Origin of the sequence: Sphingopyxis sp. (genome assembly GCF_035686825.1) — a bacterium.
Classification (GTDB): Bacteria; Pseudomonadota; Alphaproteobacteria; order Sphingomonadales; family Sphingomonadaceae; genus Sphingopyxis.
The window spans coordinates 478428-496346 of sequence record NZ_DASRYZ010000003.1; the positions used below are offsets into that span (position 1 = coordinate 478428).

At 67.9% G+C, this 17919-nt stretch carries 18 protein-coding genes; 9 read left to right on the forward strand and 9 right to left on the reverse strand.

The annotated features are described in order from the left end of the window. Positions 1 to 10 precede the first annotated feature (10 nt). Positions 11 to 1384: a class II 3-deoxy-7-phosphoheptulonate synthase gene (locus VFG17_RS06870; protein WP_325028707.1), complete on the forward strand. Its 1374-nt coding sequence runs from the start codon at positions 11 to 13 to the stop codon at positions 1382 to 1384. A gap of 112 nt (positions 1385 to 1496) precedes the next feature. On the opposite strand, the gene VFG17_RS06875 is transcribed toward VFG17_RS06870, so the two are convergent. Further along, the gene (locus VFG17_RS06875) at positions 1497 to 3005 is read right to left on the reverse strand and encodes a M28 family peptidase (RefSeq protein WP_325028708.1); all 1509 of its coding nucleotides are present in this window, start codon (positions 3003 to 3005) and stop codon (positions 1497 to 1499) included. A 66-nt stretch (positions 3006 to 3071) separates the two neighbouring features. Then, positions 3072 to 3896: a CoA ester lyase gene (locus VFG17_RS06880; protein ID WP_325028709.1), complete on the reverse strand. Its 825-nt coding sequence runs from the start codon at positions 3894 to 3896 to the stop codon at positions 3072 to 3074. A gap of 84 nt (positions 3897 to 3980) precedes the next feature. On the opposite strand from VFG17_RS06880, the gene VFG17_RS06885 reads away from it, so the two are divergent. Further along, positions 3981 to 4895, forward strand: a complete 915-nt coding sequence (locus tag VFG17_RS06885; RefSeq protein ID WP_325028710.1) for an SPFH domain-containing protein — start codon at positions 3981 to 3983, stop codon at positions 4893 to 4895. 1 nt (position 4896) lies between these two features. Beyond that, positions 4897 to 5343: an NfeD family protein gene (locus VFG17_RS06890; RefSeq protein ID WP_325028711.1), complete on the forward strand. Its 447-nt coding sequence runs from the start codon at positions 4897 to 4899 to the stop codon at positions 5341 to 5343. A 20-nt stretch (positions 5344 to 5363) separates the two neighbouring features. Here VFG17_RS06890 and VFG17_RS06895 read toward each other — a convergent pair whose 3' ends face one another. The 5 genes from VFG17_RS06895 to VFG17_RS06915 form a co-directional block, all read right to left on the reverse strand. Next, positions 5364 to 5954: an OmpA family protein gene (locus VFG17_RS06895; protein ID WP_325028712.1), complete on the reverse strand. Its 591-nt coding sequence runs from the start codon at positions 5952 to 5954 to the stop codon at positions 5364 to 5366. Further along, on the reverse strand, positions 5951 to 6514 hold the full coding sequence (locus VFG17_RS06900) for a hypothetical protein (protein ID WP_325028713.1): 564 nt from the start codon (positions 6512 to 6514) through the stop codon (positions 5951 to 5953). Before VFG17_RS06900 ends, VFG17_RS06895 begins: the two co-directional genes overlap by 4 nt. 91 nt (positions 6515 to 6605) lie before the next feature. Beyond that, on the reverse strand, positions 6606 to 7148 hold the full coding sequence (locus tag VFG17_RS06905) for a GNAT family N-acetyltransferase (RefSeq protein WP_325028714.1): 543 nt from the start codon (positions 7146 to 7148) through the stop codon (positions 6606 to 6608). Positions 7149 to 7180: 32 nt separating this feature from the next. After that, positions 7181 to 7741 carry a hypothetical protein gene (locus VFG17_RS06910; RefSeq protein WP_325028715.1) on the reverse strand — a complete coding sequence of 187 codons (561 nt, stop codon included), beginning with the start codon at positions 7739 to 7741 and terminating at the stop codon, positions 7181 to 7183. Between the two features lie 134 nt (positions 7742 to 7875). After that, positions 7876 to 8766, reverse strand: a complete 891-nt coding sequence (locus VFG17_RS06915) for a metal-dependent hydrolase (RefSeq protein WP_325028716.1) — start codon at positions 8764 to 8766, stop codon at positions 7876 to 7878. Positions 8767 to 8824: 58 nt separating this feature from the next. Between VFG17_RS06915 and VFG17_RS06920 the strand changes: the two genes are divergently transcribed. The 6 genes from VFG17_RS06920 (at position 8825) to sppA (ending at position 15627) form a co-directional block, all read left to right on the forward strand. Next, on the forward strand, positions 8825 to 9433 hold the full coding sequence (locus VFG17_RS06920) for a TetR/AcrR family transcriptional regulator (protein ID WP_325028717.1): 609 nt from the start codon (positions 8825 to 8827) through the stop codon (positions 9431 to 9433). Between the two features lie 171 nt (positions 9434 to 9604). Further along, complete coding sequence (gene obgE / locus VFG17_RS06925) at positions 9605 to 10645, forward strand: GTPase ObgE (RefSeq protein ID WP_325028718.1); 1041 nt, start codon at positions 9605 to 9607, stop codon at positions 10643 to 10645. A 64-nt stretch (positions 10646 to 10709) separates the two neighbouring features. Next, the gene (locus VFG17_RS06930; RefSeq protein WP_325028719.1) at positions 10710 to 11492 is read left to right on the forward strand and encodes a MipA/OmpV family protein; all 783 of its coding nucleotides are present in this window, start codon (positions 10710 to 10712) and stop codon (positions 11490 to 11492) included. A gap of 53 nt (positions 11493 to 11545) precedes the next feature. Next, positions 11546 to 12652 carry a glutamate 5-kinase gene (gene proB, locus VFG17_RS06935; protein ID WP_325028720.1) on the forward strand — a complete coding sequence of 369 codons (1107 nt, stop codon included), beginning with the start codon at positions 11546 to 11548 and terminating at the stop codon, positions 12650 to 12652. A gap of 17 nt (positions 12653 to 12669) precedes the next feature. Next, a complete protein-coding gene (locus VFG17_RS06940) occupies positions 12670 to 13566 on the forward strand; it encodes an NAD-dependent epimerase/dehydratase family protein (protein ID WP_325028721.1) in 897 nt (298 codons plus the stop codon). 78 nt (positions 13567 to 13644) lie between these two features. After that, complete coding sequence (gene sppA / locus VFG17_RS06945; protein WP_325028722.1) at positions 13645 to 15627, forward strand: signal peptide peptidase SppA; 1983 nt, start codon at positions 13645 to 13647, stop codon at positions 15625 to 15627. A 29-nt stretch (positions 15628 to 15656) separates the two neighbouring features. Here sppA and VFG17_RS06950 read toward each other — a convergent pair whose 3' ends face one another. Together VFG17_RS06950 and VFG17_RS06955 are read right to left on the reverse strand one after the other, a co-directional pair. Beyond that, entirely contained in the window at positions 15657 to 16562 is a 906-nt protein-coding gene (locus tag VFG17_RS06950) for an alpha/beta fold hydrolase (RefSeq protein WP_325028723.1), read from the reverse strand. Positions 16563 to 16585: 23 nt separating this feature from the next. Next, positions 16586 to 17896: an oxygenase MpaB family protein gene (locus VFG17_RS06955; RefSeq protein ID WP_325028724.1), complete on the reverse strand. Its 1311-nt coding sequence runs from the start codon at positions 17894 to 17896 to the stop codon at positions 16586 to 16588. Positions 17897 to 17919: the final 23 nt, after the last annotated feature.

Consider the following 17919-nt stretch of genomic DNA (forward strand, 5'->3'; position numbering starts at 1 on the left):
AGACAAGCAGATGACGAAAAATTGGCAACCGCATAGCTGGCGTTCGCACGAGGCCCGCCAGCTTCCTACCTATCGCGACGCCGATGCGCTCGCGGCCGCCGAACGCGAGCTCGCAAATTATCCGCCGCTCGTCTTCGCAGGCGAAGCGCGCGAGCTGACGAGCGAACTCGGCCGCGTTGCCGAGGGGAAGGCCTTTCTGCTTCAGGGCGGCGACTGCGCCGAAAGCTTTGCCGAATTTCATCCGAACAACATCCGCGACACCTTCCGCGTCCTGCTCCAGATGGCGGTCGTGCTGACCTTCGCCTCGAAGATGCCCGTGGTGAAGCTCGGCCGCATGGCGGGCCAGTTCGCCAAGCCGCGCTCGGCCGATCTGGAAGACGTGGATGGCGTCTCGCTGCCGAGCTATCGCGGCGACATCATCAACGACATCGCGTTCGAGGAAGCGGGCCGAGAGCCCGACCCGCAGCGCATGGTCAAAGCGTACAACCAGTCGGCGGCGACTCTGAACCTGCTGCGCGCCTTCGCGAACGGCGGCTATGCCAATCTGCATCAGGTCAACGCCTGGACGCACGACTTCATGGACCGCAGCCCGTGGGCGAAGAAATATCAGGAAACCGCGGCGCGCATTTCCGAGGCGCTCGCCTTCATGGAAGCGTGCGGCGTGACCCCCGAAACCGTCCCGCAAATCAAGGGCACCAGCTTCTACACCAGCCATGAGGCGCTGCTGCTCCCCTATGAGCAGGCGCTCACGCGGCAGGACAGCCTGACCGGCGGCTGGTACGACACGTCGGGCCACTTCCTGTGGGTCGGCGACCGCACCCGCTTCGAGGGCTCGGCGCATATCGAATATCTGCGGGGGATCGGCAATCCGGTCGGCATGAAGTGCGGCCCGAGCCTCGAGCCCGATGCGCTGCTGCGCCTGCTCGACACGCTCAATCCGAACCATGTCGCGGGCCGCATGACGCTGATCACGCGCTACGGCCACGACAAGATCGAGGCGCATCTGCCCAAGCTCGTGCGCGCGGTGAAGGAATCGGGGCATCCCGTCGTCTGGTCGTGCGACCCGATGCACGGCAATGTCATCAAGACGCCGAACGGCTACAAGACACGCCCGTTCGATCGCATCCTCGCCGAAGTGCGCGGCTTCTTCGCCGTCCACCGTGCCGAGGGCACGCATGGCGGCGGCATCCATATCGAGATGACCGGCCAGAATGTCACCGAATGCACCGGCGGCGCGATGGACGTGACGCAGATGGATCTGGCCGACCGCTATCACACGCATTGCGACCCGCGTTTGAACGCCGGGCAGTCGCTGGAGTTGGCGTTCCTGCTGGCCGAGATGCTCAATCAGGAAATGGCGGACCGGGCGAAGCAGGCGGCGTAAAGCCGAGCATTTTTTTGGGTGCGCCCCCGCGAAGGCGGGGGCCCATCTCCCGCCGCCTAATTCCGGAACAGCCGGTGATGGGTCCCCGCCTTCGCGGGGACACACGCATTATCTATTTGGCGTCACCCGGCCACCGCTTGGCATCGGCAAACGCCCGCCCCAACGCCACATGCAAATCGGCATCCTCCGCCGCGCCGCCGAGCGGAATCTTGTCCGAGAAATTGTCGGCCGCCTGATGATAATCGCTGCCAAGAAACGCTTCGAGCAGCTTCATGTCCGAAAAGCTGCCGCCGACCATCAGCGACGTCACCCCCTTGGCGCCGAGCGCCCAGCCGTCCTGCCGCTGGATGAAGGCATCGGCCTCGCCATCCTCGTCGAGCTTGCGGCCGAGCTTGGTCGCTACCTCGCGCACCACCGCGTCATAGGCGGGCTTGCCGCGCCCGATCGTCGCCACCGGCGTGCCGCGCGGCGAAATCGCGATCGTGTCGACGTTGAGCGCGACGGTGATGTCGGACAGCGGCACCACCGGATGATCGGCGAAATAATGCGCGCCGAGCAACCCCTTTTCCTCCGCGGTCGTCGCCATGAAATAAATGTCGCGATCGGGCCGCGCGCCCTTGCCCAGCCGCTTGGCGACCTCGATCAGCACCGCGATCCCGCTCGCATTGTCGACCGCGCCGTTGCAGATGCGATCGGCAGCGCCTTCGGGTTCGCAGATGCCGAGATGATCCCAGTGGCCGAGGAACAGCACCGTCTTGCCATCGGGCTTCGCGCCCGGCAGCTTGGCGATGATATTGTGGCTGGCAAAGGGACGGACGGCCGATTGCGCAGTAAAGTCCGCCGTCAGTGGCAGCGCGGCGCCCTTGTAATCGGGCGACTTGGCGGCCTCGCGCAGCGCGGCGCCGTCCTGCCCCGCCGCCTTGAGCAGCGTGTCGGCGGCTTCGGGCGAAAGGAAGCCGCTGACCGGCGCGCCCGACTTGGCGCTGGCAAGCCGGACCGCCTTGCTGCCCGCGCTTTCGCGCAGCGTCGTCCACGGCACCGCATCGGTCGCGATCACGAGCACCGCGCTCGCCCCCGCATCCGCCAGCATCTGCCGCCGCTCGCGATAGCGCGGCAATTTGTCGCCGAAGGGCGCATTGTCGAACAGCATGATCGCGAGCTTGCCCTTGACGTCGGCATTGAGCTTGCCCGCGCCGTCGACGCCATAGCCGACGAAAACCACCGGCAGGTCCGCCAGCGCGACCGACGCATCGCGTCCGGTCACGACGATTCCGTCGTCGCCCAGCGCGACATCGCGGCCGCCCGCTTTGAACGTCGCGGTGCCGCCGAGCGCCTGCGTCTCGACAAAAGGCACCGGCTGGACCCACGGCGTCGCGCTGCCCGGCACGGGTTCGAGCCCGGCCTTCGCCCATTCGCCGACGACATAGGCGATCGTGCGATCCTCGCCCTCGGTGCCCGGGGCGCGGCCCTCGAACGCATCGTCCGCGAGCACCTTGATATGCGCGGCGAGCTCGGCCTCGGTGACCGGAGCATCGCCCCTGGCGGGCGCGGCCGAAACGGCGGGGGTGACGGAAAGCAGGGCGACAGCCGCGATCGCGGCGCGGAAGGAGCTATGTCTCATGGACGCGCCGCATCGCATGCCCGCGGCATCCCGGCAAGGCGGTTCGTCGAACGACGAACGACGGCGTCAACCCCGCCCCGCTCGCTCCAGCAAAGCCCTTGCCGCCGCGACATGCATATCCTCGATCATCCGCCCTTCGTGCCGCTGCGCGCCGCCGGTCGCCGCGGCGACGAGCGCTTCGGCCGCCGCGATCTCGTGCTCCGACGGAGCGAAGGCGGTGTTGCACGGGTCGACCTGCGACGGGTGGATCAGCGTCTTGCCATCGAAGCCGAGCCGGCGTCCTTCCGCCGCCTCGGCCGCGAAACCCGCGGCGTCGTCGATCGCATTATAGACGCCGTCGAAAGCCCAGACCCCGCCCGCGCGCGCGGCGAGTATGATCGCCTGGATCGCATGGCTCATCGCGCCGCGGTCCATGCCGTCGGGCAGCTTCAGTTCGTGCGCCAGATCGTTGAGCCCCGCGATCAGACCCGCCACCGCCTGATCGGCGGCGATATCGCGCGCGGCATAGATCGCCGCGGGGGTTTCGATCATCGCGAGGATGGGCAGGCCGAGATCGCGCAGGGGGTCGAGATCGGACGGCGCATCGACCTTCGGCAGCACCACGGCATCCAGCGCCAGTCCGGCGAGCGCGGCGATGTCGTCCGCCTGCTCGGCGCTGCCCGTCGCATTGACGCGTACCGCGACGCGCTTCCCCGGAAAGCCCGCCGTCACCGCCGCGCGCATCGCGGCGCGCGCCTCGGCCTTACGATCGGCGGGCACCGCATCCTCCAGATCGATGATCAGCATGTCGGCGGCGAGCCCGCCCGCCTTTTCGAGCGCGCGCGCGTTCGATCCGGGGACATAGAGCAGCGAGCGCGGCGGAGTGTCGGCGGAATAGTCGCTTGGGGTCATGCGCTTTTCTGTGGCGCAACCCCGCCCTTGCCGCAATAAGGAAGCGGGTTTGCAGAGACGCAATTTGCAAAGAGGGGATGATCGATGGAATTCGCACTCGCACTGGTGGTTCTGGCGCTGGTGTTCCTGATCTGGGCGCTGACGCCGGTGCGGCAGGGCTTTGCCTATACGATCGAACGCTTCGGCCGCTACACGCACACCGCGCAGCCCGGGCTCAACTTCATCATGCCGATCTTCGATCGCGTCGGTCGAAAAGTGAACATGATGGAGCAGGTGCTCGATATCCCGGGTCAGGAGATCATCACCAAGGACAATGCGATGGTCGCGGTCGACGGCGTCGTCTTCTTCCAGGTGCTCGACGCGGCCAAGGCGGCCTATGAGGTCAGCGACCTCTATCTCTCGATCATGAACCTGACGACGACGAACCTCAGAACCGTGATGGGGTCGATGGACCTCGACGAAACATTGTCGAAGCGCGACGAGATCAACACGCGGCTGCTGCACGTCGTCGACGATGCGACGACGCCGTGGGGGGTCAAGATCACCCGCGTCGAGATCAAGGACATCCGCCCGCCCGCCGACATTTCGAACGCGATGGCGCGGCAGATGAAGGCCGAGCGCGAAAAGCGCGCGAACATCCTCGAAGCCGAGGGCAGCCGCGCGTCCGAAATCCTCCGCGCCGAGGGGCAGAAGCAGAGCCAGATCCTCGAGGCCGAGGGCCGCCGCGAAGCTGCCTTCCGCGACGCCGAGGCGCGCGAGCGCGAGGCCGAGGCCGAGGCGAAGGCGACGCAGATGGTGTCGGACGCGATCGCCGGCGGCAACGCGCAGGCGATCAACTATTTCATCGCGCAGAAATATGTCGAGGCGGTGAGCCAGTTCGCGACGAGCCCGAACAGCAAGACCATCCTCTTCCCGGTCGAGGCGACGCAGCTGATCGGCACCCTGGGCGGCATCGGCGAACTCGCCAAGGATGCGCTCGAACGCAAGACGGGAGCCTGACATGCCCGACTGGCTCGCCAATATGGAACCGCATTGGGCGTGGCTCTCGCTGGGCGTGCTGCTCGCCGCGGCCGAGATCGTCGCGCCGGGCTTCTTCCTCATCTGGGTCGGCGCCGCCGCGGTCGTCACCGGCATCATCGCCTGGATCGTGCCGCTCAGCGTCCCGCTCCAGCTCGGCATCTTCGCGGTGCTGGCGTTCGTCGCGCTTTATGGCGGACGCCGCTGGCTGAAGGCGAACCCGATCACGACCGCCGACCCGCACCTCAACCAGCGCGGCGGCCGCCTTGTCGGCGAGGTGCTGACGGTAACGAAAGCAATCGAGGACGGCCGCGGCCGCGCCAAGGTCGGCGACGGCGAATGGCCGGTGCGCGGTCCTGACGTCGCCGAGGGCGCGAAGGTCCGCGTCGTCAGCGCCGACGGCGGCGTGCTCGTCGTCGAACCCGCCTGACGTAGAGAGCGGGCTCGGGGTCAGCCGGCCGCGGTCGGCACCACCACCTCGACCCGCCGGTTCTTCGCGCGCCCCGCCGGGTCGTCGGCACCGCTTGCATTCTCGTTCGGCGCGATCGGGACGCTCTCGCCCTTGCCCGACACGCGGAATTCGCGCTGGCGGACGCCGATCTGCCGGCCGAACCAGTCCGCAACCGTCCTTGCCCGCGCTTCGGACAGCGTCTGGTTATAGCTGTCGTCGCCCTTGCTGTCGGTATGGCCGATGATCTGGATCGCGCCGGGCGGGCTCTGGCGGATCAACGCCGCCGCCTTGCCCAGTTCGATCTCGGCGGCGGGGGTCAGCACCGCCTTGTCATATTCGAACAGGGCATCGGACGGCAGGTCGATGACCGTGCCCATGTCGGTGACACGGGTATTGAGGCCGCTGAGCTTGCCCGACAGCGGGCTGACCTTTGCGCGCAGCCCCGGCGCGGAAGGCACCGCCTTTGTTTCGCTGACGACCGCCGTCGGTGCCGCCTGTTTTTCGCCGTCGCCGGCCGCATCCGCAGGCACATTGCCCGAACAGCCGGCAAGCAGCGCCAGCGTGCCAAGCGAGACGATCGCCCGCCTCATCGCTGGACGGCTATGCCATCGAACGGTGCGATATTGGGAAAATTGATCGAAACCGTCTTGCTGGTCGCCGGCGGCGCCGCGAATTTGGCCCACATCACGCCGGGTTTGGAGGTGCAGTCGACGCCCATCGTGTCATAGTCCGAATTGCTGCTGCGGTTGAGGTTTGACACCATCGCGCCGCCTTCATTGTCCTTGAGCACGCCGATGCGCTGCGACGTGGCATCGTCGATCACGCTGATCTGCGCGACGCGTAGCGATTCGCGATTGTGCTTCTCCTGGCTCGAACAGCGCAGGGTGACGGTCAATATGTCGCCGGTGACCTTGACCGAGAGAAGGTCGACCTGCGATCCGTCGGGGCCGGGCTGCGACTGGATCACGGTGGCGGCGGGCATCGGCGTCACCGGCGGCCCCTCCGGCTCCTCGGCCTCCATTGCTTCGCGCGCGACGCCGCCGCTTTCGGCGACCTCCGGGGCGGCCGCCTTGTCCTTGTCCTCCTGAACCGTACAGGCTCCCAGCGCCAGCGCAGCCGCGCCCGCCAGCGTAAACATCTTCGATCGCATGATATTCCTCCCGGTCGAACTCTGGCCGAATACGCGCGGCCGCGAAGGAAGGTTCCTCCGCCGGGCGCGCGGCGAGGAGGACGAAAAGAGCCTAACCCCCGCGCGGCCGCGAATAGATCGCGACGACATGCCCGAGCGCGTCGCTCTCGCCGATACGCCGGAACCCCAGCTTCGCCGCCACACGCTCCGACGCGTCGTTACCGAGGTCGATGATGCAGCGCACATCCTTCGCATCGAGATTCGCATCGGCCCAGTTCAGCGCCGCGGTCATCGCCTCGGTGGCATAGCCCGCCCCCCAATGGTCGGCGTCGAACGCCCAGCCCGCCTCGGGCCGCCCTTCGAGCTCGGGGATGCCGCGGCAGAAATAGCTGAGCCCGCCCATGCCGATCAGCGCGTCGCTCGCGCGGTCGGCGAACACCCAGTAACCGAAACCCATCACCGGCCACAGCCCCGCCGAGCTCAGGAACTTGCCCCAGCTGACGTCGGGCGCGCGGGGTTCGCCGCCGATGAAGCGCGTGACGCGCTCGTCGGCCCACATGGTGATGTGAACATCCTTGTCGGCAAGGCGCCCGGGGCGCAGGCGCAGGCGGTCGGTTTCGATGGTGGGCGGGGCGCTGAAGGTTTCGGAAGCCATGGGCGCGGGTGTGCCGAAGCGCGGCGAAGCGGTCAATCGGGGTCGAGATAATGGTCGAACAGGTCGTGCAGCACCGCGGTGCCGTCGACCTGCCGCTTCGCGCGCAACACGCCCAGCCCGTCGACGCGCGTCAGCACCTCCACATGGCGCAGCACCGCATGATAACGCGGCTCGTCGTTGAAATCGCGGAACAGGAAAACGCAGTCGGGCTTGCAGTGGATGATCGACTGCAACAGGCAGGCGACGCGGAAACGCCCGGCGATCGACACCGCATCGGGGCTTCCGCCCATGCCGCGCCAGATATGGCTGTGATAGCGCGGCCAGTCGCGGATGCGGCTTTCGCCAGCGGGATAGCCCCCCTCGCCGACCGGCCCGATGTCGATACGGACCGGAGTGAATTCGACCGCTTCGCGCGCGATCTCGTCCTGCGTCTTGCCGAGCCAAGCGGGATCGCTGTCGATGCTGACGATCCGCCGCACCTGCCGCGCCGCCACCAGCGTGGCTTCGCCGCAGCCGAATTCGAGCAGCGAAGACAGCCCCGCAAGTTGCAGCTCGATCTGCGCGATCTCGGCAGCGGTCAGATGTGGTCGCATGGTCCCCTCCCCACCCCATGACCGATATGGGAGGAGCGGCGCGGCGTCCAGCCGCGATCGGCACATTATCGCCGCGAAGGCGGGCTCCCGGAGAGGGGAGAGAGAATACCGCTCCGGGTGCCCGCCTTCGCGGGTCAGGCTGCCGCCGCAGCCAGCTCGGGTTTCGATGAATGCGCCGGCATGATCGCGTCGGCATAGTCGCTTTCATATTTCTGGATCAGCGACCGGTCGTCGTGGTTCCACGGGTGGAAACCCGGCATGAAATAGGAAAGCCAGGGAAAGAAGCTCTTGCGCAGCACGCCCGGGGTGCCGAGCAGATACCACCAGATGCGCGCCGTGACGCGCCAGCCGGTCAGCCCGTCCTGTTTGAGCAGCGCCTTCATCCCTTTGACGCGCTTGGGCCAGAAACGCGCGGTGACCAGCAGCATCATCAGCGACTTGGCGCGCCAGCGCCGGAAGCGGCTCCAGTCCTTCGTCGCGTGCAGCCAGGTGTCGTAAGCGACGCCCTTATGCTCGATCTCCTCGATCGCGTGCCATTTCCACAAGGCGGCCCATTCGGGCTCGGCGCCCGCATACATGCTGTCTTCGCGCAGCATCACCGCCGCCATCATCGCGGTATAATGTTCGAGCGCGATCGTCGCCATCAGGTTGACGATCTGCGGGCGCGTCTTGATCAGGTCGAGCACCTGGTTGACGTCGTCCTCGAGCTCCGAAAGATCGTAACCCGCCTCCGCCGCCTTTTTGTTGAAGACGACATGCTCGCGGCTGTGGATCACTTCCTGCTGCGTAAAGGCCCGGATTTCGCGCGCCAGCTTGTCGGGAACGCCGTCGCGGTGCGCCTTCACCGCCTCGATGAACATCGCCTCGCCGCGCGGAAAGGTCACCGACAGCGCGGTGTGAAAGGCCGAGGCGATCGGATCGCCGTTCAGCCACCAGCGGCCCTGCCGGTCGTCGCGGCCGAAGCGCATATCGCGCGGGGTGATCGAAAGATCGGCAGGGGTCGGCGACCGGGAAAGGCTGGACATATGGCTCATACCGTCGAAAAGGGTTGTCGGGGCCAGCAAATAGGGTTTACTTACATATATGTCAATAGTGAAGAAGCGTTTGAGTCCCGAGGAAAGCCGGTCGGCGGCGCTCGAGGCCGCGCGCCAGATATTGGTCGAAATGGGGCCGGCGGCGGTGACGTTGAAGGCCGTAGCAGCGCGGATCGACCGGACGCACGCCAATCTGCTCCACCATTTCGGCAGCGCCGCGGGGCTGCAAAAGGCGCTCGCCGCCTATCAGGCCGAAACCGTATGCGACACGATCGGCCGGAAAATGGCCGAATCGCCGCCGGGTGAACGCAATGTCCGCGAAATCGTCGACCTCGCCTTCGACGCCTTCAACGAAGGCGGCGCCGGCGCGCTCGCGACCTGGATGGCGGCGACGGGCAACGACGACGCACTCGACCCGATCGTCGATGCGATCCACCGCCTGATCGACGGCATGGCCCCCGACGCGCATGAAAAGCGCCTGATGCACGAAGATACGCTCGCGCTGGTGCTGATGGCCTTGGGCGACGCGCAGCTCGGCGGCCCGATGGCCGAAGCGCTCGGCCTGCCGCGCGACACCTCGCGCGTGCTCGCGACCGAACTGATCACCGGACGCATCGCCAAATTCTGGGCCGAACATGGCGGAAAGCCGGGCGCCTAAGCCGCTGGCAATTTTATTGCGCACACGCTAAGGCGCCGCCTTCCCACTCCCGCTCGCATCGAGCGAAGTCGAGATACCTCTCGGCTGGCGCCATATTGCGAGGTGTCTCGACTTCGCTCGACACGAACGGGAGTTGATGTGTAATCAAGTTTACGCCCTGAAGGCCCCGCCATGCATTTCCTCGACCAAGCCAAGATTTTCATCAAGTCCGGCGACGGCGGCCCCGGCGCCGTGTCGTTCCGGCGCGAGAAATATATCGAATATGGCGGCCCCGACGGCGGCAACGGCGGCAAGGGCGGCGATATCATCTTTGAAGCGGTCGCCGGCCTCAACACGCTGATCGACTTTCGCTACACCCAGCATTTCAAAGCGAAACGCGGCACCCCCGGCGCGGGCCGCGACCGCACCGGCGCGGGCGGCCCCGACCTCGTCATCCAGGTGCCGATCGGCACCCAGATCCTCGACGACGACGAGGAGCGCAGCCTGCTCGCCGACCTGACCAAAGAGGGCGAACAACTCGTCTTCCTGCGCGGCGGCGATGGCGGGCGCGGCAATGCCAGCTACAAGACCTCGACCAACCGCGCGCCGCGCCAGCACGGTCCGGGCTGGCCGGGCGAAGAGGCATGGGTATGGCTCCGCCTCAAACTGCTCGCCGACGCGGGCCTCGTCGGCCTCCCCAACGCGGGCAAGTCGACCTTCATCAACGCGGTGACCAATGCGCAGGCCAAGGTCGGCGCCTATGCCTTCACCACGCTCCGCCCGCAGCTCGGCGTCGTCAGCCACAAGGGGCATGAATTCGTCATCGCCGACATTCCAGGGCTGATCGCGGGCGCCGCCGAAGGTGCCGGCGTGGGCGACCGCTTCCTCGGCCATATCGAACGCTGCCGCGTCCTCCTCCACCTCGTCGACGCCAATGACGAGGATGTCGCGACGAGCTACCGCATCGTCCGCGACGAACTCGAAGCCTATGGCGCCGATCTGATCGACAAGCCGGTGATCGTCGCGCTCAACAAGACCGACACGCTCGACGACGAGCTGATCGCCGCACTCTCGGCCGAGCTCGAAGCCGAAAGCGGCCACCCGGTGATGGCGCTCTCGGGTGCCAGCGGCTCGGGCGTGCCTGCGGTGCTCGACAAGCTGCTCGAGGCGATCGGCCATCCCGAGCCCGGCGAAGACGAAAGCGAAGAATCGGCTGATTGGTCGCCGATTTAGCGCCCTGTCTCCGGGAACGAAATGCCGCCGCAGGGAATTTCATGCGGAACAACAAGGATTTCGCATGACCGAACGCAACCCGCTTTCCGCCCTGCTCCTCATTGCGCTCGCCGCGGCGGCCGCCCCGGCGAATGCGCAGGAAGGCGACGAAAATGCCGAAAAGCGGACGCGCATCATCCTCGGCCCGCAACTGTCGCCGTCATGGCCAGGCGCCGACAAGTTCAGCGTTGGCCCCTATATCGACGTCACGCGCACCCGCGACAGCGAGTTCGAATATGAGGCGCCCGACGAAAGCTTCGGCCAGCCGCTCGTCCACACCGGCGATTTCGCCTTCGGTCCCGCGCTCGGCTTTATCGGCAAGCGCAAAGCGTCCGACATCGGCGCCGACCTGCCCAAGGTCGGCTTCACGGTCGAAGCGGGCGGTTTCGCGCAGGCCTATCTGACGCCTTCGCTCCGCGTCCGCGCCGAAGGGCGCAGGGGCCTCAGCGGCCACAAGGGCTGGGTCGGCGAAATCAGCGCCGACTATATCGCGCGGCAGGGCGACGACTGGCTCTTTTCGATCGGCCCGCGCGTCACGCTCGGTGACGCCAAATACCATCGCGCCTATTTCGGCGTGACCCCCGCCGCAGCCGCCACGTCGGGCCTCCCCGCCTATGATCCGGGCGGCGGCGTCCAGTCGGTCGGCGTCACCGCGGGCTATCACCGCATGCTCGGCAAGAATTGGGGCATCGCCATCTACGGCCGCTACGACCGGCTCGTCGGCGATGCCGCCGACTCGCCCGTCACGCGCCAACTCGGCTCGCGGAGCCAGCCATCGGGCGGCATCGCGCTCAGCTATACGTTCTAGCGTAGCTAACGTAGAGATTGGCGCGAGCTTCGGCACGCGCTATCGGCGGCGGCATGAGCCTGTTTCCGCCCGCCGCCTGTCCCCGGTTGATCGTCAAGATCGGATCGGCGCTGCTCGTCGATCCGTCGGGCGCGGTCCGGCGCGACTGGCTCGCGGGGGTCGCGGCCGACATCGGCGAGCGGACGCGGGCGGGCCAGCAGGTCGCGGTGGTGTCGTCGGGCGCGATCGCGCTCGGGGCGCGGCGGCTGGGGCTTTCAAAAGGCGGGCGCGGAACGCTCGAGGATGCGCAGGCGGCCGCCGCGACGGGGCAGATCGCACTGAGCCAGGTCTGGGCCGAGGTGCTCGGCGCCGAGGGGCTGACCGCGGCGCAGATGCTCGTGACGCTCGACGATCTCGAGCATCGCCGCCGCTATCTCAACGCCGCGGCGACGCTCGACCGGCTGCTCAGCCTCGGCGTCGTCCCGATCATCAACGAGAATGACAGCGTCGCAACCGAGGAAATCCGCTTCGGCGACAACGACCGCCTCGCCGCGCGCGTCGCGCAGGCCGCGGCGGCGGGCGGCGTGATCCTGCTATCCGATATCGACGGGCTGTACGACCGCAATCCGGCTCGGGAAGGCGCCGTCCATATCGCGCGCGTCGAGCGTATCGATACGGCGATCGAGGCGATGGCCGACACGGGCTCGGCATCGGGCATGGGATCGGGCGGCATGGTGTCGAAGATCGCGGCGGCGCGCATCGCCAATGCCGCGGGCGCGCATCTCGCGATCGCGTCGGGGCGGATCGACCGCCCGCTGTCGACCGAGGCCCGGCACACGCTGTTCGCCGCCGAGCGCGGCGCGAGCGCGCGCAAGGCGTGGCTCGCCGGCGGGCTGACCGCGAAGGGCCGGGTCGAGATCGACGCGGGCGCCGCCAAGGCGCTGCAGGGCGGCGCGAGCCTGCTCGCGGCGGGTGTCACCGCGGTCAGCGGCAGCTTCGCGCGCGGCGACATTCTCGACATCGCGGGGCCCGACGGGCGCGTCATCGCGCGCGGCCTCTCCGAATATCCGGGCGCCGACGCCGCGAACATCGTCGGCCTCGGCCGCGACGCGCAGGAAGCCGCGCTCGGCTATGCCCCCAGAAGCGCGATGGTCCACCGCGACCATATGGTGCTCCTCTGACCTCGCCCATTCTCGCGATGACCGGCGCGACCGGCTTCGTCGGCGGCGCTACGATGCGGCGGGCGGTCGCGGCGGGCTGGCACGTCCGCGCGCTCATCCGCCGGCCGCAACCCGAACGCGACGGCGTGACGTGGGTCGCCGGCGCGCTCGACGACAAGGACAGCCTGGCGGAAATGGCGAAAGGCGCCGACGCCGTCATGCACATCGCGGGCGTCGTCAACGTGCCCACCCGCGCCGCTTTCGAGGCGGGGAACGCCACCGCGACCGCGAACGTCATCGATGCCGCACGCCACGCGGGCGTGACGCGCTTCGTCCATGTCTCCTCGCTCGCGGCGCGCGAACCCGGCCTCTCCAACTATGGCTGGTCGAAGGAACGCGCCGAAGCGGCCGTCATCGAAAGCGGGCTCGACTGGACGATCGTGCGCCCGCCCGCGGTCTTCGGCCCCGGCGATACCGAGATGCTCGACCTGTTCCGCATGGCGCGGCGCGGCATCGCGCTGGTGCCGAGCGGGCGCATGTCGGCGATTTACGTGCACGAACTCGCACGACTGCTCGTCACGCTCGCCGCCGACCGCAGCGTCAGCATCGGCCAGATTTACGAGCCCGACGACGGCAAGCCGGCGGGCTGGTCGCACCGCGGCTTTGCCCGCGCCGTCGCGCGCGCCGTCGGACGCCAGCGCCTGTCGACGCTCGCGACCCCAGCGCTGCTGCTCAAGGCCGGCGGGCGGCTCGACACGCTCGTGCGCCGCGGCCGCGCCAAGCTGACCCCCGACCGCGCGCGCTATATCGCGCATCCCGACTGGGTCGCGACCGAGGGAAAATGCCCGCCCGCCGAACTGTGGCGCCCCGAGCTGGACACCGACGACGCGCTCGCCGAAACGGTGCGCTGGTATCGCCGCGAGGGCTGGCTTTGACGTCGCCGGTATGGCTGCACCGTTCGCCCGTCGAAGCGTGCATTGCCAAGGGCGAGGCGCGTCCCTAGGTTTGCGGGCATGACCGATAGCACCGCGCCCACGCCCAACGACCCCGCCGGCCCTTGGGCCATCCCCGTCCGCCGCCCGCTGCCCGGCGACGACAAGCGCAAATCCACGACCAGCTTCCCGCGCAAGGTCTGGCACCTGCTCGTCGGCATCAAGGACGCGCTCGCGCTGATCTTCCTGCTGCTCTTCTTCGTTGCGCTGTTCGGCCTGCTTGCCGGGCGGCCCAATGCCGGCCTTCCGGTCAGCAAGGGCGCGCTCGTCATCGAGCTCGACGGGATCGTCAGCGAACAGCCCGCCGAAGTCGACCCCGTCGCGGCGCTGTCGGGCGGCGCGCAGCTCAAGGAAGTCCGCGTCCGCGACGTCGTCCATGCGCTCGAAGTCGCGGCCGACGACCAGCGCGTAACCTCGGTCGTGCTCGACCTCGACCGCTTCCTCGGCGGCGGACAGGTGTCGCTCGCCGAAATCGGCGCCGCGATCGACAAGGTGCGCGCGAAGAAAAAGCCCGTGCTCGCCTTTGCCACCGCCTACACCACCGACAGCTATCAGATCGCGTCGCACGCGAGCGAGATCTGGGCCGACGGCATCGGCGGCGTCGCGATCGCTGGCCCGGGCGGCTCGCGCCTCTATTACAAGGGGCTGATCGACCGGCTCGGCGTCACCGCGCATATCTATCGCGTCGGCACCTTCAAAAGCGCGGTCGAGCCTTTCCTGCGCAGCGACCAGTCGCCCGAAGCGAAGGAAGCCAACCTCGCCTATGCCGGAGTGCTCTGGGAAAACTGGCTGACCGACGTCAAAAAGGCGCGCCCCGCCGCCAAGCTCGATGCCTTCATCGCCGACACCGCGGGCGCGGTGAAGGCGGCGGGCAACGATCTGTCGAAAGCGTCGCTCGACGCGGGATTGATCGACAAACTCGGCAGCCGCATGGCGTTCAACCGCCGCGTCGCCGAGATCAGCGGCGCCGCCGACGACAGCAAGCCGTGGGAATATAATGCGATCCCGCTCGAAAACTGGGTCGCGGCCAATCCGCCCGCCACGAAGGGCAGCGCGATCGCGGTCGTCCCCGTCGTCGGCGAGATCGTCGACGGCGAGGCGCCGAGCGGCGTCGCGGGCGGCGAGACCGTCGCGCAGCACATCCTCGACGCCGCCGCCGACAGCAGCATCAAGGCGATCGTGCTGCGTGTCGATTCGCCCGGCGGGTCGGTGCTCGCGTCGGAAGAAATCCGCCAGGCGCTGCTCGCGGCCAAGGCGAAGAAGCTGCCGATCGTCGTCTCGATGGCGAATGTCGCCGCGTCGGGCGGCTATTGGGTCTCGACCCCGGCCGACCGCATCTTCGCCGAGCCCGAGACGATCACCGGTTCGATCGGCGTGTTCGGCATCTTGCCGAGCTTCGATCAGGCGCTCGCCAAGATCGGCGTCACCGCCGACGGCATCGCGACGACGCCGCTGTCGGGCCAGCCCGACGTCTTCGGCGGGGTGAACGACGAGTTCAACGCGCTCGCGCAGGCAAGCGTCGAGGACATTTACGCGCGCTTCACCGGCCTCGTCGCCAAGAGCCGCAAGCAGCCGATCGACAAGATATTGCCCATCGCTGAAGGACGCGTCTGGGCGGGCGGCACCGCGCGCCAGATCGGGCTCGTCGACCAGTTCGGCGGCCTGCCCGACGCGCTCGCCGCCGCCGCGAAGCTCGCCAAGATCGACGGCGATTTCCACGCCAAATATTTCGAGGACGAGCCGAGCGAATTTTCGAAGCTGCTCGCCAGCTGGTCGGGCGCCGAAGAGGAAACCGCGGCCCTGCCGCGCGGCTGGTTCGGCATCGCGGCGATGAACCGCCAGCTCACCGAGCGGCGGCTGATGCAGGATCTGACGATGCTGACGCAAACGGGTTCGGTGCAGGCGTCGTGCCTCGACTGCCGCGCCTACCTCCCCGCCGTCCCGCGGCCGGGAACGGCCGAAGCGAAGGGCTTCTTCGCGACGCTGGCGCTGCTGCTGAAGTAATTCCCCTCCCGCTTGCAGGAGGGGAGAGGTTACGCCGCGACGGTCGCCGTTGCTTCGATGTGCTCCGCAATCGCGTCGGCCAGCGTGTCGACGAGCGCGAGCGGCAGGTCGTGGCCCATGCCGGGGATCGTCTTGAGCCGCGCGCCCGCGATATTGTCGGCGGTATCGCGCCCGCCCGGCAACGGCACGAGCGGGTCGTCCTCGCCATGGATGACGAGCGTCGGCGCCTTGATGTCCTTCAGCATCGGACGCCGGTCGCCGTCTGCGACGATCGCCGCCATCTGGCGCGCGACGCCCTGCGGATACCAGCCGCGCTCGAAGTCGGCGCGCACCCGGCGCTGCAGCCGGTCCTCGGCGGAGGGATATCCGGGACTGCCGATCACCCGCGCGGCATTGACCGAATAAGCGATCAGTGCCTCCTTGTCGCCGCTCATCGGCCGGTTCGCGAGCACGCGCATCGCCTCTCTCTGCGCGCGCGGCAGGCGGCGGTTGCCCGTCGTTGACATCACCGATGTCAGCGACAGCACGCGCTGCGGATAGCGCGCGGCGATATGCTGCGAAATCATGCCCCCCATCGACACCCCGACGACATGCGCGCGGTCGATGCCGAGATGGTCGAGCAGGCCGATGCCGTCGGCGGCCATGTCGGCGAGCGTATAGGCGGGCCGCACCGGCAGGCCGATGGCGGCCTTCACGAACATCCATTTGAGGTTCGGCACACCCGCCGCCTCGAAGCGTGTCGACAGGCCGACGTCGCGATTGTCGTAACGGATGGTGCGAAACCCGCGCGCGTTCAGGGCATCGACGAACTCGTCGGGCCACAGCGTCAATTGCCCGCCGAGGCCCATGACCAGCAGGATGACGGGCGCATCCCGCGGTCCCTTGTCCTCATAGGTGATGCTGATGCCGTTGACGGTCGCCTGTTCGGTCTGCATGAAAATCCTTTGGTTCGAAAAGCCTAGCTCGCCGTCGCGGGCTTATAGTGCGCGGCGTCGGAGGTGAATTCGGCGCGGCCATATTCGGCGAGCTGGCGCTCGATCCGGTGAACGAGGCGGCGGTCGGCGAGATGGCGGATCACCGGCAGGCGCGATGCGACGCGGTACGCCGCCATGCGCCCCGCGATGCCGAGCATCGTCGCGCCATAGATCAGGTGATCGCGGCGCCGCACCGGCACGCCGACAGTCGCCGCGCGTGCCTCATCGCCGGCGAGGAAGGCTTTCACGAAGAAGACGCGGCTGACCGAATATTCTAGCCGGCGCTTGACCTGCCCCTTGGGCGAGCGGTCCTTCGACAGCTCGGCGTCCATCGTCGCGCGGAGCAGCCCGCCGCAGACCTGGTCGTCATATTCGTAACGCAAGGTCGCGCTGCGCGTGCGCCAGATGCGGACGATCTCCTGCGGCGTGTCCGCGAGCAGATCCTCGGGCAGCCCCAAAAGATAGCAGCGATAGCGCGCGAGTTCGACGCGGCCGCGTTCGAGCCGCGTAAAGCGCGTGCGCCCCTTCGCCAGCACCTCCTGCGACAGGAAATAGACGGGGATCAGCCCCGCGGGCATCTGGTCGAGCTGCGGGATCGGCATGCCATAGGTGTCGGCGTCCCACATGCCCGGCCGCGACAGCACGTTGACGCGCACCATCGAATGCATCAGCCGCACCATCGCCGCCGCCTTGAACCCCGCCCCGAAGCGATCGAGCGCGCCGGGAAGCGCGGTGGTGGCAAAGAAGGTCGCGGTTTCCTTGACCCGCCGCGCCGCGGTCGCCTGACCGAGCGTGCCGGTCAGCGCCATCGGCAGCGCCGAATATTTGTTGAGGAAGGTCGCGATGAAGGCGCCGCGGATCAGGAAGGGCGACAGGTTCGCGGTGGCGTTGCGCTCGTAAGCGGCGCCCTCCTCGACCAGCTCCATGTCGAGCCAGTCGGGCTTCTCCTCCATCTCCCGGATCAGCGCGGTGAGTTCGGCAGGCGCGTCGTCGACCGCCTCGATCCCCTTGTCGCATGCGTCGACGAGCATCGCGACGGTGCGCTGGAAGCCATAGCGCGGCATCAGCGCGGCGTAGGCGTCGCCGGTGCGGTCGCCGAGCATCGTATATTCGCGGATGCGGCCGAGCAGATCGGGATCGTCCAGATAGGCCGCGCGGTCGATGCTGCGGACGCGACTGAGCTCGCTCACCGCGTCGGCCTCGGGCGCCCAGCGCTCGGGCGCCTTGTCGAAATCGAAGCGGCCGAACAGCTCGGGCAAGGCGTCGGCCTGGCCCCGCACCCGGCGGGCGATCATGCTGACATCATTGTTCATAAGGC